General features: G+C 40.4%; 17 protein-coding genes. 3 read left to right on the forward strand and 14 right to left on the reverse strand.

The features are described from left to right. Positions 1 to 130: 130 nt before the first annotated feature. From H5163_RS10965 to H5163_RS11030, 14 genes are all read right to left on the reverse strand, one after another. The gene (locus H5163_RS10965) at positions 131 to 1,963 is read right to left on the reverse strand and encodes a hypothetical protein (RefSeq protein ID WP_182735132.1); all 1,833 of its coding nucleotides are present in this window, start codon (positions 1,961 to 1,963) and stop codon (positions 131 to 133) included. Then, positions 1,963 to 2,487, reverse strand: a complete 525-nt coding sequence (locus H5163_RS10970) for a PilW family protein (protein WP_182735133.1) — start codon at positions 2,485 to 2,487, stop codon at positions 1,963 to 1,965. The genes H5163_RS10965 and H5163_RS10970 overlap by 1 nt, the downstream gene beginning before the upstream one ends. After that, positions 2,487 to 2,900, reverse strand: coding sequence for a prepilin-type N-terminal cleavage/methylation domain-containing protein (locus tag H5163_RS10975; RefSeq protein WP_145236995.1), 414 nt, complete (start codon positions 2,898 to 2,900; stop codon positions 2,487 to 2,489). Before H5163_RS10975 ends, H5163_RS10970 begins: the two co-directional genes overlap by 1 nt. Then, complete coding sequence (locus H5163_RS10980; RefSeq protein WP_182731624.1) at positions 2,900 to 3,349, reverse strand: GspH/FimT family pseudopilin; 450 nt, start codon at positions 3,347 to 3,349, stop codon at positions 2,900 to 2,902. The genes H5163_RS10975 and H5163_RS10980 overlap by 1 nt, the downstream gene beginning before the upstream one ends. Before the next feature lie 2 nt (positions 3,350 to 3,351). Continuing rightward, positions 3,352 to 3,789, reverse strand: coding sequence for a type IV pilin protein (locus H5163_RS10985; protein WP_310736427.1), 438 nt, complete (start codon positions 3,787 to 3,789; stop codon positions 3,352 to 3,354). A gap of 277 nt (positions 3,790 to 4,066) precedes the next feature. Next, on the reverse strand, positions 4,067 to 4,519 hold the full coding sequence (gene rplI, locus H5163_RS10990) for a 50S ribosomal protein L9 (RefSeq protein ID WP_145236982.1): 453 nt from the start codon (positions 4,517 to 4,519) through the stop codon (positions 4,067 to 4,069). A gap of 36 nt (positions 4,520 to 4,555) precedes the next feature. Next, the gene (gene rpsR, locus H5163_RS10995) at positions 4,556 to 4,783 is read right to left on the reverse strand and encodes a 30S ribosomal protein S18 (RefSeq protein WP_002962753.1); all 228 of its coding nucleotides are present in this window, start codon (positions 4,781 to 4,783) and stop codon (positions 4,556 to 4,558) included. 12 nt (positions 4,784 to 4,795) lie between these two features. Next, positions 4,796 to 5,113, reverse strand: coding sequence for a primosomal replication protein N (priB, locus tag H5163_RS11000; protein ID WP_182731625.1), 318 nt, complete (start codon positions 5,111 to 5,113; stop codon positions 4,796 to 4,798). A gap of 54 nt (positions 5,114 to 5,167) precedes the next feature. Further along, entirely contained in the window at positions 5,168 to 5,509 is a 342-nt protein-coding gene (gene rpsF, locus H5163_RS11005; RefSeq protein ID WP_145236974.1) for a 30S ribosomal protein S6, read from the reverse strand. Between the two features lie 253 nt (positions 5,510 to 5,762). Further along, positions 5,763 to 6,509 (reverse strand): 23S rRNA (guanosine(2251)-2'-O)-methyltransferase RlmB, encoded by a 747-nt coding sequence (gene rlmB, locus H5163_RS11010; protein WP_182735134.1) that lies wholly within the window; start codon positions 6,507 to 6,509, stop codon positions 5,763 to 5,765. After that, on the reverse strand, positions 6,506 to 9,001 hold the full coding sequence (rnr, locus tag H5163_RS11015) for a ribonuclease R (protein ID WP_182735135.1): 2,496 nt from the start codon (positions 8,999 to 9,001) through the stop codon (positions 6,506 to 6,508). Before rnr ends, rlmB begins: the two co-directional genes overlap by 4 nt. Positions 9,002 to 9,121: 120 nt before the next feature. After that, positions 9,122 to 9,736, reverse strand: coding sequence for a DNA-binding response regulator (locus H5163_RS11020; RefSeq protein WP_182718062.1), 615 nt, complete (start codon positions 9,734 to 9,736; stop codon positions 9,122 to 9,124). Next, positions 9,736 to 10,836, reverse strand: a complete 1,101-nt coding sequence (locus tag H5163_RS11025) for a sensor histidine kinase (RefSeq protein WP_392352704.1) — start codon at positions 10,834 to 10,836, stop codon at positions 9,736 to 9,738. Before H5163_RS11025 ends, H5163_RS11020 begins: the two co-directional genes overlap by 1 nt. 13 nt (positions 10,837 to 10,849) lie before the next feature. Continuing rightward, positions 10,850 to 11,176 carry a multidrug efflux SMR transporter gene (locus tag H5163_RS11030; protein ID WP_182731628.1) on the reverse strand — a complete coding sequence of 109 codons (327 nt, stop codon included), beginning with the start codon at positions 11,174 to 11,176 and terminating at the stop codon, positions 10,850 to 10,852. Positions 11,177 to 11,393: 217 nt separating this feature from the next. On the opposite strand from H5163_RS11030, the gene H5163_RS11035 reads away from it, so the two are divergent. From H5163_RS11035 to H5163_RS11045, 3 genes are all read left to right on the forward strand, one after another. Then, the gene (locus tag H5163_RS11035) at positions 11,394 to 12,260 is read left to right on the forward strand and encodes a DMT family transporter (RefSeq protein WP_182731629.1); all 867 of its coding nucleotides are present in this window, start codon (positions 11,394 to 11,396) and stop codon (positions 12,258 to 12,260) included. Next, positions 12,257 to 12,955, forward strand: a complete 699-nt coding sequence (locus H5163_RS11040; RefSeq protein WP_145236954.1) for a glycerophosphodiester phosphodiesterase family protein — start codon at positions 12,257 to 12,259, stop codon at positions 12,953 to 12,955. The genes H5163_RS11035 and H5163_RS11040 overlap by 4 nt, the downstream gene beginning before the upstream one ends. A gap of 95 nt (positions 12,956 to 13,050) precedes the next feature. Further along, positions 13,051 to 14,268 (forward strand): methyl-accepting chemotaxis protein, encoded by a 1,218-nt coding sequence (locus H5163_RS11045; protein ID WP_182735137.1) that lies wholly within the window; start codon positions 13,051 to 13,053, stop codon positions 14,266 to 14,268. Positions 14,269 to 14,272 lie beyond the last annotated feature (4 nt).

Genomic DNA, 14,272 nt, shown 5'->3' on the forward strand with positions numbered 1-14,272 from the left:
TACGATCTTTCAGAATTTTAAGTTTCTTGAATAGTTAGACGTGAGATGTAAGTGAAAAGGTTTAAATGACATAAAATTATTTTTAACAAAAAACGGCTAACTTATCAGTTAGCCGTTTTATCAAGTGGTTTTATAACGTTGCTTCTGGGGGATCTTCTTCGGGCCCTTCAGTGGTGTTTTCCGGTGCTTTATATGACCAGCCAAGGAAAACTAATTTGCCGTCAGACGCGCTGCCCCCACCACTACTTATATTTGCTAGATTTGAATCATGGTGAATACCACCTTTGCCAGACGCTGAAACCGTTTTGCCCCGAATTGAGCCACTGAAACCACCATTAGCGACGACTTTAACATCAGTCTTTGGCGCATAAATGGCTGCATACAAATTAGCATCAGCATCAATATCAATACCATTGGCTTGTTCATTGCTGGAATAAATACTGAATACCGGTTTACCAGTTTTGGTTAACCCATGCTTCATTGTGATCGACCCTGGAGACGCTTTCAATTTTACTTTACCGTTGACATAAAGGCTTAAGCTGCTGCCTTGTGCTATATGGATCTCTGAAGCGCCTTCCATCATGAAGTGACCATTTACTATCAAGGTTACATCACCACCCGCGACTTTTAAAATGCCATTATTTAATGAGAAGTTACCTGCTTTTAATACTTTTACATCAACAACGTTCTCAATTGTGTTTAACGTATAATTAAGTGTCGCAGGACGTGCGCCTAACCACTTTTCCCATACATAATCACCTTGATTTTCAATCTTAGACTGAGCTATCTCAGGCGTTAACTCGTAGATAACACGTGTTTCTGGCTTATCAGAGACTAGTGTTGAACTACCGTGTTTCACAATAATATTTTCGGCGCTAGGATCAACCAGACCATCAACAACCGTTGTTATATTTATTGAATCGCACTGTGTTTGCCCTGCTGTAAAATTATCAGGATCTTGAAAAGGTACCAACTCAACATTTGGTGATACATTATAACGTGGATCTGAGTAAGGAATACCACCTTGTTCAAGGTGTGGTGCTAAATCTTTTGCATTTAATTTGCCGCCATATAAAACGTCTAAGCCGTCATTATTTCTATTTTCTAGCACAGTACTCGCACTGTTATTAGGGAAGTTAAGATCTTTATTTGCTCTAACTACGCCTAATATTTTTCCTTGCTTCCAGGTAACCCCTCCCGCCGATAAAACATCTCCGCCTACAGCTGTATCAAGTGGAAAACCATCGGGTAAAACAGGATCAGTCGATACTGTAAAATTCGAATCAATTGTAATATGGTTATTTGCACGCAATGTGCCTGTGATTGGAGATGAGCCGGAAAAAGTAATACTGCCAGTCGCATGAACACTCCCCCAAATAGTTGAAGCACCTGATAATGTAACATCCTTATCTTTATAAACCGTGCCTATGACAGCGCCAGCCTCAGCCTTGTCAGGATCGTAATCCCCTTTACTTGAGTCATAGCTATCAATTCGACCACTGGCACTGAGTGACACCCCTTCACAGCCCACAATTGCGTTCTCAAAAACAGAGCCTCCTTTACCTGGCGTAAATCCAAACCGTGCGACTAAATTACTTTGTGCATCACCACCATAACGCTCACCCAAGCTGATGATTTCCAGCTCTCCAGCAGCATTTTTACTAATACTGGCATTATAAGTTGCATCTTCACCAATCAAACCGCGGCCTGATGCTGTGCCTGTCGCTGCGATCAAGCCATCGATATCTAAGGTTTTATCATCTGAAAAAGCTTGCTGTAATAACTTAGCTTCTTCGAAAACACCTTTTTCAGCGAGTAAACGGCTATTTATTTTCTTTTGAAAATTGCCACTCATACGCTCTTGAATAATATTTTCACGCAATGAATTAAGTACCACAATACTCGCCATACTGGTGAGGATAAGTACTGTTACAAGCGTAAAACCACTTTGTTTTTTAGCCATTACACACCACCAAAAGCATTGTTTAAAATAACATTAGAAACCGCAATATCAATGGCAATAGTGTCTTCAAATTGCGCAGGTAAGTTCTCTGGGCCAACATTAATAGTGACAATGTTATTATCAATTGCAAAACTCAACCGGGCGACTCCCGTCAATAACCGCTCTGCTGGAGCTGCTCCTAATGTACACATTAAATTATTGCCTACTAGGCTATAAACTTCATTTATATCAGCTGTTGATACACTGCCATTACAGGTGATAACCCCAGTTGGCTGAGTAACAGTAATTGCCGAGCCATCTGCTGCAACCAAAGGTGCGCTTGGTGTTTGTTTAATGCTACGCGTAAAAACCTTACTTGTGTAACGTATTACTTCTTGCGCATTTTCAAGCTCTTTACTAACTGAAATAGTGCCTTTAATAGCTGAGTATGAAAGGCTAACTCCAGCTAGTAGGAATGAACCAGCGGCTAGAGCCACCATCAGTTCTACAAGGGTATAACCTCGCGGACGATAAATTGCCATCATCAAATACACCCAACTGGTAGCTCAGGGTAACTAGCATTTAAGGTAATTTGATTTTCTAATTGAGCAGGGTCTTGTTGCTTGATCCGCTCATCAGCCCATGAAACTGTGATTTGCATATCATGCGCATACGCCGCAGGTAAGCTCAGCTGATAATCATCGATTTGCGGGTCTAAAGAGGCACGAAAGTTAGCATCCGTGAATAAAGCTGGATTTGTCGTTTGTAACTCACACAAGCGAGGCCAAATACGCTCTAAAGTATTTTGCCCTTGCACCAGCGATACAGTGTAATTAAAACTGTTAGTGGCATATTGTAGCGATTTGAGCTGAGCTGCTGCCAACCCTAATAAAGCAATACCGGCGATAACAACTGACAGCATCACTTCTAATAATGAAAAGCCACTTTGTTTAATCATTATGCACATGCCACTGATTTTTCAGCTAACCAATTTTGGCCGCTTTTTAAAATGCACAAGTAATAATCTACCGTTTTATCATTGTCATCTTTAATTAAAATCTCGCTCGCCGCAGAGATTTCGCCACTTGACCACACGGTACGATCAACTAAACCAACTGTTACACCATGATGTTGGATGACGAATTCTTTTAATACTGTATCAACACCATCAACAGCTGCTGTTACCTGCCATTTATCACCACTTACCACTAGCTTAATCTCACGATTACGTTTTACCGCCTCACTGCGCGCATATTTATACACACTATTGAGCTGATTTGCGGTGGTAACAACCCGATCTTGCATGATTTGCTGGCTAAAAGAAGGAAACGCTAATACCGCCATAATCGCAACGATCCCAACCACAATCATCAACTCCACTAATGTAAAACCGGCTGTTCTAGTCATTGTTACTCCCAGCAACTATTAGCATCAGCTGATTGTGTGCCATCATGCTTAATCACTAATGCACCACAGCGATCTCCTGCTTGGGCAGAACCGATTTTTGGGGTTGCAGTTAATGTAAAAGCACGACTTTTAAAATTAGCATCAGCTGCAGCGCCACTAACGCGGTTTAGCGCTGTATAAGTAAAAGTATAAAAATCTGTATTTTTTGCCGTATCAAAAGCATTTGGATAACCACCATTACGCGAATAAATACGCTCTAATACTGCACCATGTTGCAACATTACTTGTTGAATATCGGCACGGCGACTACGCTCCATATGCTCAATATATGAAGGCATAGCTACACTGTATAATATGCCTAGAATGGCAACGACTATTAATAACTCGATTAATGTGAAACCAGAAGAAAGCTTCGCATTTTTTATCATCTGCTCTTTCAATTTAAACATCCTTAACACTATGCCCAGTGCACAAACAATATACAGTGACAACGCTGTCACTGTCAATAATCTGTAACCTAATTACAATGCAGCTACATTTTAATAGGTATAAATAATTAGTTTTTATTTTAAATCAAACTATACCAGATAAAAAACCTAAAAAAGGGACTTTAATCAATATTTATGTGGGAAATGATATGCTAGCTAGTGATATGTGTGAGAATAATAAACAAAAAAGCCGTGCTTTTCAGCACGGCTTTTTTCGCTTAATTAGAAATTAAGCTTCAGCGATTACGATTACTTTGATAGTAGCCGTTACTTCTGAATGAACTGCGATTGATACGTCAAATTCGCCAGTCTCACGGATAGTACCTAGAGGTAAACGAACTTCTGACTTAGCAACTTCAACACCAACAGCTGAGATAGCGTCAGCGATGTCGCGAGTACCGATAGAACCGAATAACTTACCTTCGTCACCGGCTTTAGATACTAATGTAACTTCAGCTAATGCTTCAAGCTTATCAGCGCGTGCTTGTGCAGCAACAAGCTGGTCAGCGATTTTCGCTTCAAGCTCAGCACGACGTGCGTCAAAAGTTTCAACGTTAGCTTTAGTTGCAGGAACTGCCTTACCTTGTGGGAAAAGGAAGTTACGTGCGAAGCCAGATTTAACTACAACCTGGTCACCTAGGCCACCTAGGTTAGCGATCTTATCTAGTAGAATAACTTGCATGTTTCTACACCTTTTAAAAACGTGTTAATCCGCTGCTTACTTATGTAAGTCAGTGTATGGAAGAAGGGCTAAGTAGCGAGCACGCTTGATAGCAGTTGCTAGCTGGCGCTGGTATTTAGCGCTAGTACCTGTAATACGGCTAGGTACGATTTTGCCACTTTCTGTAACATAGTTTCTAAGAGTAGCTAGATCTTTATAATCGATTTGTTGTACGCCTTCCGCTTTAAAGCGGCAGAACTTACGACGTCTGAAATAACGTGCCATGAGATAAATTCCTCAAATAATTCTTTCTATATGCTGAGCATGCAAAACCAATTGGCTAAGGCCGTTACGACCTTCGTGACGATTTAAAAAACCGCTCACTTGCAATGCCTGCCCAACGTGCAAATGTTGAGTCTGTTGTTGCATTTGCTTACCACTAGCAACCACTTGAAGCCGTACATAACTATTACGGTTAAGATCTGCTTCAATTTGCATTGATTTGTGTTCTACAACAAAAATACAATGCGGGATACCAGCAGGGCTTTGGCTAAACTTAGGTGTTTTACAAACAACCCCAGAAATAACCAGCTGATTCATAAAAGGACTGACCATATGGTTTACCTTAAAATTATCGCTGATCAAGTGCCATGCTTGGACTCAAAACAATTAAGCAGCTGGTGCTTCTTTCTTCTCTTCTCTTACAAGAGGAGATGCTTCAGTTACAGCGTCTTTAGTACGCATAACTAAGTTACGAAGCACTGCATCGTTGTAGCGGAAAGTAGTTTCTAGCTCGCTGATTACTTCAGTAGGTGCTTCAACGTTCATAAGAACATAATGAGCTTTATGAAGCTTGTTGATTGGGTATGCCAGTTGACGGCGGCCCCAGTCTTCAAGACGGTGGATAACACCACCAGCTTCAGTGATAGAACCAGTATAACGTTCGATCATACCAGAAACTTGCTCACTCTGATCTGGGTGAACCATGAATACGATTTCGTAATGACGCATGGATATTCCTTACGGTTAATAGAGCCTTCTACCGTTTCAGCCGGTCGGTTTAAGGCAAGGAATTAATATTAAATAGGCCGAAATGAGCGCGCATTTTACGCTTAGTCGGAAAATTAAGCAAGTAGGTTTTTAGCTTTAAGTGGTAAGTTGAAAAATCAGCTATCCGCTCAAAAAGAAAAACCATGCTTATTAAGTCAAGCATGGTTTCAAATTTTATCTCTAAACTGACGGCTACAAGCTTAAAGCTTTTCTTTTATGGCTGTGTCGTATTTCTCTGACGCAGTACTTCAAATAAACAAATACCTGTTGCTACAGATACGTTTAAGCTTGAAACAGTGCCTGCCATTGGGATTTTAACTAACACATCACAATGTTCGCGCGTTAAGCGGCGCATACCTTCACCTTCAGCGCCCATAACAATCGCCATAGGGCCTGTTAGATTGGCATCAAATACATGAACATCGGTTTCGCCAGCAGTACCAACAACCCAAACACCGGCATCTTTAATTTCACGTAAAGTACGAGCAAGATTGGTGACTTGGATCAGCGGTACTGTCTCAGCTGCACCACAGGCAACTTTACGCGCTGTGCCATTTAGTTTTGCTGATTTATCTTTTGGCACAATAATGGCGTGAACACCGGCAGCGTCTGCACTACGTAAGCAAGCACCTAAATTATGCGGATCTGTTATGCCATCGAGAACCAGTAAAAATGGCGTTTCTTCACGCGCAATGATTGCATCTAAATCTTTTTCATTGAAAGTAGGAGCTGCGATAACATTAGCAATAATGCCTTGATGCTGTTCACCCTTTGATTTGTTATCAAGCGCTTTACGCTGCATAAACTGCACTGATATACCAAATTTATGCGCTTCTTCAATAATTGGAGATAAGCGTTTATCATCACGTCCTTTTAGGGCATAAATTTCAATAAAACGCTCAGGCTCACTTGCGAAAATTGCTTCAACAGAGTGAAAGCCAAAAATTAATTCATTACTCACGTATCACTTGCTCCTGAACTCTTACTTTTACGGGCATTTTTGCCGGGTCTTTTCGGCTTTTTCACGGCCTTTCTCTTTGGTTTTTTTGCAGTCGTTGAAGTGCCAGCATCCGCTGATTTTCCTGCAGGCTTCTTTTTACCTCTACTGGCACTGTTTTTTTTTGGCTTTGGTTTTCCCTGTTCAGAACGACCGCTAAGTTCACCAGGCTCTTTCGCGTCAGCTTTTTTACCTGGTATTTTGCCACGTTTTAGCTGCGAACGAACACTTGCCGGCTGATGCCCTTTTGCATCACCACGACGACGGGCGTATCTGTCTTGTGCAACATCGCCACTGAGCGTTAAATTGATGCGACGCTCATCTAAGCTTACCGATGCCACCTGAACAGTGACTTTATCGCCTAAACGATAAACTTTACGAGAATGCTCACCAATCAAGCAATGTTTAGCGCCATCATATTGAAAATACTCATCGCCTAAATTAGTGACATGGATAAGGCCATCAATTTGTAAATCAGCTAAGCGAATAAACAAACCAAAGTTAGTAACCGATGAGATCACTCCTTCAAATTCGTCGCCCACATGATCTTGCATGTATTCACATTTCAGCCAATCAGCTACTTCACGGGTTGCATCATCTGCACGACGCTCCGTATTCGAAAACTGCTCGCCCAATTGCGCGACTTCTTCGTCACTATAAACATACGCCCCTGACGTAACCATACCTTGGGCTTTCAAAATGCCTTTAATCGCACGATGTACGACTAAATCTGGGTAACGACGAATTGGCGAGGTGAAATGTGCATATTCACCTAATGACAAACCAAAGTGACCTATGTTTTCAGCTTGATATACTGCCTGCTTCATCGAACGCAGTAGCATAGTTTGGATAAGTTCAGCATCAGGGCGGTCGCCAAGCTTGGCTAACACATGGGTGATTTCTTTTGGTGTTGGCTCATCACTGAGTGTTGATTCAATACCCAACTCTGATAAAAACTGTCTAAAGTTAGCCAGTTTTTCACCATCTGGTTCAGCATGAACACGATAAAGCGCGCTGGCTTCGTGTTTTTCAAGCATTTTAGCCGCAGACACATTGGCTAAAATCATACATTCTTCAATCAGCTTGTGGGCGTCATTACGCAGCACCGGCACTATTGATTCAATCTTACGCTGAGCGTTAAATACAAAGCGTGTTTCAAGGGTTTCAAACTCAATCGCTCCGCGCTCTTGGCGGGCGACTTTTAATGCCATATACATTTGCTGTAAATCAGTTAAATGTGGCACGACCGGTGCGTATTCAGTACGTAACTTCTCATCACCTTGTAAAATAGCGTTTACTTTGGTGTAGGTTAAGCGAGCATGCGAATTCATCACCGCTTCGTAAAAACGATAGCCTGATAATTTACCTTCAGCCGATACCAGCATTTCTGCGACCATACATAAACGGTCAACTTTTGGATTTAATGAACACAAGCCATTGGACAATACTTTTGGCAGCATAGGAATAACTTGCTCAGGGAAATACACTGAGTTACCACGTTCGATTGCCTCGGCATTAAGTGGGGTATTCATTGCGACATAATGGGATACATCAGCAATCGCAACCCATAACCGCCAACCACCCGATTCAACAGGCTCACAATACACCGCATCATCAAAATCGCGAGCATCTTCACCATCAATCGTAACCAATGGTAAATCACGTAAATCAACTCGATTTTGCTTGTCACCTTCTTCGACAAACTCACCTAAGTGTTCAACCTGCTTTTCAACCGCTTCTGGCCATACATGCGGGATATCGTGATTACGCAGTGCCACTTCAATTTCCATACCAGGGGCTAAATGCTCACCCAGTACATCAATGATTTTCCCTACCGCATTCATATTACGGTTAGGGTTTTGGGTAATTTGCACTTGCACCATTTGGTTGTGACGTGCGCCGTTTTCACTGCCCGGCAAAATAATAATATCTTGGGTGATACGTGGATCTTCCGCCACCACCACTGCTATGCCATGCTCAACAAAATAGCGACCAACAATCGGTGCTCGCTCGCCAGCCAGCACTTTAATAATACGCGCATCGCACTTGCCGCCGGAGCCTCGTTTGGTGCCTTTAGCCAGTACTATGTCGCCATGCAGCACCGAACTCATTTGATGCTTGGCAATAAACCAGTCTTTACTTTCGCCTTCGACTTCTAAAAAGCCAAACCCGTCACGGTGACCGATTACTTTGCCTTTAACAAGCCCAGCTTCATCAATTAAGGCGTAGCATTTAAATTTATTAAAGAAGAGTTGACCATCACGCTCCATGGCACGTAAACGACGCTTAAAAGCAATTTGACGCTCATCATCGTTTACCGCTAACTCCTCACATAATTGATGAAAATTAGCAGGCTTGGCACGGTCTTTTATATGAGTAAGTATAAACTCACGACTTGGGACAGGGTTTTCGTACTTTTCTTGTTCTCGACTGAGATTAGGATCTTGGTTTGACATTCACTATCTTGTTAATTGGTTATGATGTTATTTTAACCCATAACCGATCAATGAGACAGGCAAAAGCTATGAAACTTTTAAGAAAGCGCTTTTACTTGCTTTAAACAGCTTATTACGGCGTTATAACCAACCTTTTTGTTTGGCTATACGCGCTGCATCTACTCGGTTTATGGCATTTAATTTAGCAATAGCGTCTGATAAGTAATTACGTACCGTGCCCTCGCTTAAGTATAACCTTGCGGCAATATCGGCTGTTTTCAACCCTTCACTTGCGAGTTGTAATGCTTTTCGTTCTTTATCTGTCAGCGGATCAGTATCATCTAATGCGTTAATAGCAAGCTCAGGATCAATAACCTTTTGCCCGTGCATTACTTTTTTAAGCGCGCTAATTAATTCATCGCTCGGGGCTTCTTTTAAAATAAAGCCCTTAACGCCAGCACTTAAAGAACGCCTAATATAACCCGCTCGCGAAAAGGTGGTCATAATAACTATTTTTATAGCAGGGTATTTTGATGCAATTTGCTCACTGAGTTCGATGCCGTTCATGCTAGGCATTTCGATATCGGTTAAAATAATATCAGGAAGAGAGTTACTGTCTAGCATGTTTATGGCTGTTAATGCATCTTGCCCGTTACTTGCTTGACCAATTACCTCAATATTAAAATCTAGACTTAATAATGCTGCGATTGCGTCGCGCACAAGCCCCTGATCTTCTACTAAATACACCTTGATCATCAGAAACCCTTCGCTGTTAAAGGCAGCATCACATTTAAACTAAAGTTATCCTCACAGGTAAATGTAGCCTTACCATCTAGCTGCTCTGCTCGTTCTTTAATGCCATTTAAGCCATTTCCAGGTTTTATTGAGCTGCCTGGTGCATGATCAATCACATTGATTATTAATTGCTGCTGATTTTGCGTTATGCTAATTATACATTTCTTGGTGCTGCTATGGCGTAGTAAGTTAGTAACAACCTCCTTAATTATAAGACTTGCTATGCCTTCTACTTTCGCAGGTAACGCATTTAACTTCACGTTAAAATCGGCCTCAAAACCTTGCTCGATTAGCCTTTGTTTTAATTGTGAAATTTGACTCGCAAGATTGAGCTGTTTTAAATCACTGACAGCACTTCTCACATCACTCAATAGCTGCCTTGCAAGCTCTGCAACTTGGGCAATTTCAGTATTTGCTTGTGTGTAACGTTCACCTTGATTTAATTTATTAGCAAGCTCTGCTTTTAAAGCAATAGATGAAAGAGAATGGCCTAGAATATCATGTAAATCGCGAGCAATACGCTCGCGCTCAGCAATAGCTGCTAATTGCTCTAATTGTTTTGCACTTTCTTGCTCACGAATTTTATGAATATGCTCTTTACGCGTAGCGACACCAAAACTAAAAAGTGCAATACTCAATATTAATGAGCCACCTAAAAAATATTGTGGGTTATCAATATCTGTAATATAAGTACTAAACACCACACCAATAAAGACCCCTGTAACTGACATCGCTCGAGATAATTTTGCAAAACTAAAACCGGCAATAAAAGCTGAAAAACCAAATAATGTAGAGCTACCTGTCGTTAAAAAGCTTGCAAAAATACACACTAAGAGCATCGCAATAAATAATTTCGTTACTTCCCCTTGTTTTTTATTTACAGCCTGAATATACAGTGTAATAAATGTTATATAAAAACCTAAAGTAGCACTGATATTAAGTGTACTTAAGTGGGAAAAATTAAAAATGGTAGGCAATAAATAAAAAACCGAAAAAAGTAAATGCCCCCAACTCCAAAAGGATTTTGCTTTAGTCTTTGGGGTTAATTTATTAAGTAGCATACTCATCCTTAATTTAATTGCCTTGCACTTTCAGACCAACAATACCTATAAGAATCAAAATAATACAACCAATTTGAAAAGCAGATAATGGCTCTTTAAACCACACAAAGCTCATAATCGTTATTCCTAAAGTACCAATTCCTACCCATACAGCATAACTAATACCCAAAGGTAAAGACTTTAAAGCAAATGATAAAAATGCAAAACTTACCCACATCGCTAAAAAAGTAATCACACTTGGCCATAATTTAGTGAAACCATTGGATTGCTTCATAGACAACGCCCACACGACCTCAAATATACCTGCTATTAGTAAACTAACCCACGCTGCAATATTCATCAATTTATCACTCCTTAGTTATTAAATTTATGGTGTTTATTACCTTTAATAACTTAACTATCCCTTTTAATGATGAGTGAGTGTAGTGTAAATTGTCATGAATAAAACTGACTTTTGTCATACATAAAGATACACAATACCTAGTCATAACACCTAGACACTAAGCTCTTTGATAACAGGCAAAGTGCTGGTATTAAAAAAATAAAAAGGTTCATAGATGCAGGCTCAACAGCAAAGTTTAGTTTATTTACACATTGCGGTATTACTTTTTGGTGGCACAGCACTATTTGCCAAATTAATAAATCTAAACGCATTAGATATTACCGTGTACCGCGCAGCCATCGCGGGACTGGCTATTATGATATTGCTGTTATGGCAAAAAAAAGCAATTAAACTCAGCTGTGCTAAAGATTACTTAATTGCTTTGTTGTTAGGAGCTGCTGTAGGTATACATTGGGTCACCTACTTTGCTGGTATGCAAATGGCTGGGATTGCGGTTGGCATGATTGCATTTTTTACTTACCCTGTGATCACCGTATTTATTGAACCATTCTTTAATGGTAGTAAACCCAAAGTAAACGATTTGCTCAGCGCAGGTGTAGTAATAACTGGGATCTATTTGCTGACCCCAAATGCAGATATGGGTAATGATGTCACCTTAGGCGTGGTAACAGGTGTTATTTCAGCATTTTTTTTCGCATTTAGAAATATTGTTCATAAGCGATACTTTAGCCACTACGGTGGGCCACAAACTATGTTTTATCAAACATTAGTGGCTAGCTTGTTATTATGTGCTTTTATTGAAGTACCAGTGATTAATATATCGAACCAAGATCTAGGGTTATTGCTCGTCGCTGGCGTAATTTTTACTGCAACTCCGCACTCTTTATTTGCAGCAAGTTTACAGTATTTATCAGCATCAACAGCGGGACTTATTTCTTGTTTACAGCCTTTATACGGCACATTTTTAGCTTTTTTGCTGTTGCATGAACAACCTTCACTACAGACCCTGCTTGGCGGTGCTTTAGTGATCAGTGCAGCATTTTACGAAACATGGTCAGTTACTCGGAAACACACATTATGATAAAAGTTTTTGCTCATCGCGGCGCCAGTGGCACTTATCCAGAAAATACCCAGAGTGCGATAACCGCAGCAGTCGAAATTGAAGTCGATGGTATTGAAGTCGATGTACAAAGCTGTTTGGATGATTACATGATCATCCATGATACTTGGCTAGATCGCACCACCAGCGGCCGTGGCAAAATAAATAAACTCACCCGAGAGCAAATTCAATGTTTTGATGCCGGCAATGGCGAATTTGTCCCAACCCTACAGCAAACTATTGATTGGACAGCCAATAAAGTGCTCTTAAACCTTGAGTTAAAACACACTTTCTCGTTGGATAAATTTGTTGAGCTGATTGAGTTAAATATCGTTAATAACAAACTATCTCAGGATATGCTGTTAGTCTCTTCATTTGATCATCATCAATTAATGTGGCTTAAACAAAAACTACCTTGGCTAAAAATTGGCGCGTTAACGGGCTCCATTCCTATCAACTATGCCGAATTTGCCCAGCGCTTACAGGCGTTTAGTATTCATGTTGATAAAAACTTTATTAACCATGAGTTTGTCGCGGATGCCAAACAACGCGGCTTACAAGTTTATGCATACACGGTTGATAAACAAGAAGATATTGAGTTAATGCTGAGTTTTGGTGTCGACGGAATTTTTACTAATTACCCATGCAACACGAAAATGATTTTAAACTCACTGTAGTTATCAAAAATGGCTGCCGTTCATCCTATATTCTTGAATTAAAGTGAATTTGAACGATACTGAGTAAAACAATACAACAGCCGAGCGGGCAATTGATGAGTGGGTATATGCGTATTTATAACTTTATAGAACAAAGCTTCTTTTTTACTTTAACCCGAAAGATTGTTGGCAATCTTAGCTTTGTATTTTTTTTCCAAGCTATTACTTTGATTTGGTTATATAAAAGTCTAACTACGCAAGACGCAGACACTAGCCTATTTTGGTTACTCACGGTGATTATTATTGCCGGCTTTGCCTTTACACTCTTTTACATGCGCTTTCTGATCGTGCGCCCAGTTACAGCAATGCGTGATACTTTAATAAAAATTAACCGCCAAGATGCAAACTTAGCAGCTAAACTCCCCCACTTTACCTATGATGAATTTCGTGAGATCAGCCAACAGTACAATACCTTTACTGATCATCTAAGCCAATTACTCGCTACCACTTACCAAAGTTCGCAGGCCAGCGCACAAAGTAATAATCAAGTGACTGAGTCAATGCAACATACGGCGCAGCTAAGCGAACAACAAATTGATTTTAGCCAAACAATAACCGCAGCCAGTAATCAAATAACTGATAGTCTGCAAAGTATCGTTACCAATACCGATGATGTTCATCAAGTAAACGCAGAGCATTTAAACTTTGTTACACACTCTGCACAAGAACTCACAAAACTAGTCACTCAAGTTAAATCGATTAGTCATGTATTGAGGAGTTTTTCAGAAACGATTTCTGGCTTAAAACAAAACAGCGAGAATATTCGTAGCATCCTGAAAATGGTTGAAGAGTTTTCAGATCAAACTAATTTGTTGGCGCTCAATGCTGCAATAGAAGCCGCTCGTGCGGGTGAAGCAGGTCGTGGTTTTGCGGTTGTAGCAGATGAAGTAAGAACTTTATCGGTTAAAGTAAGTGATGCAACTCGCCAGATCAGCGATTTCATCAACCAAATGGATTCTTTAGTAAATCAAACAAATAAAGAATCTGAGCAACTTGTCAGTTATTCACATAATGCAGAAACAACCATTAGTAATACATCCCATGGATTTACCGATCGGCTTGTTGAATTTGAACACAATCAACAACAATTACAGCAAATTGTAAGCGCAGTGCACTTACTCGAACAGACACAAAATCAAACCCATCAATCAGTTGAAAAAATCGTTGCATTAGGCAGCCAAGCAAAAGCACAAATTGATGTAGCGTTAGGTGATTGTCAATTATCACAACAACTAAGTGAGCAAACTCAGCAGCAGTTAAAGCGTTTTGTCTAAGTAC

The sequence above is a fragment of the Pseudoalteromonas sp. SG44-8 genome (genome assembly GCF_014164125.1).
GTDB lineage: Bacteria > Pseudomonadota > Gammaproteobacteria > Enterobacterales > Alteromonadaceae > Pseudoalteromonas > Pseudoalteromonas rhizosphaerae.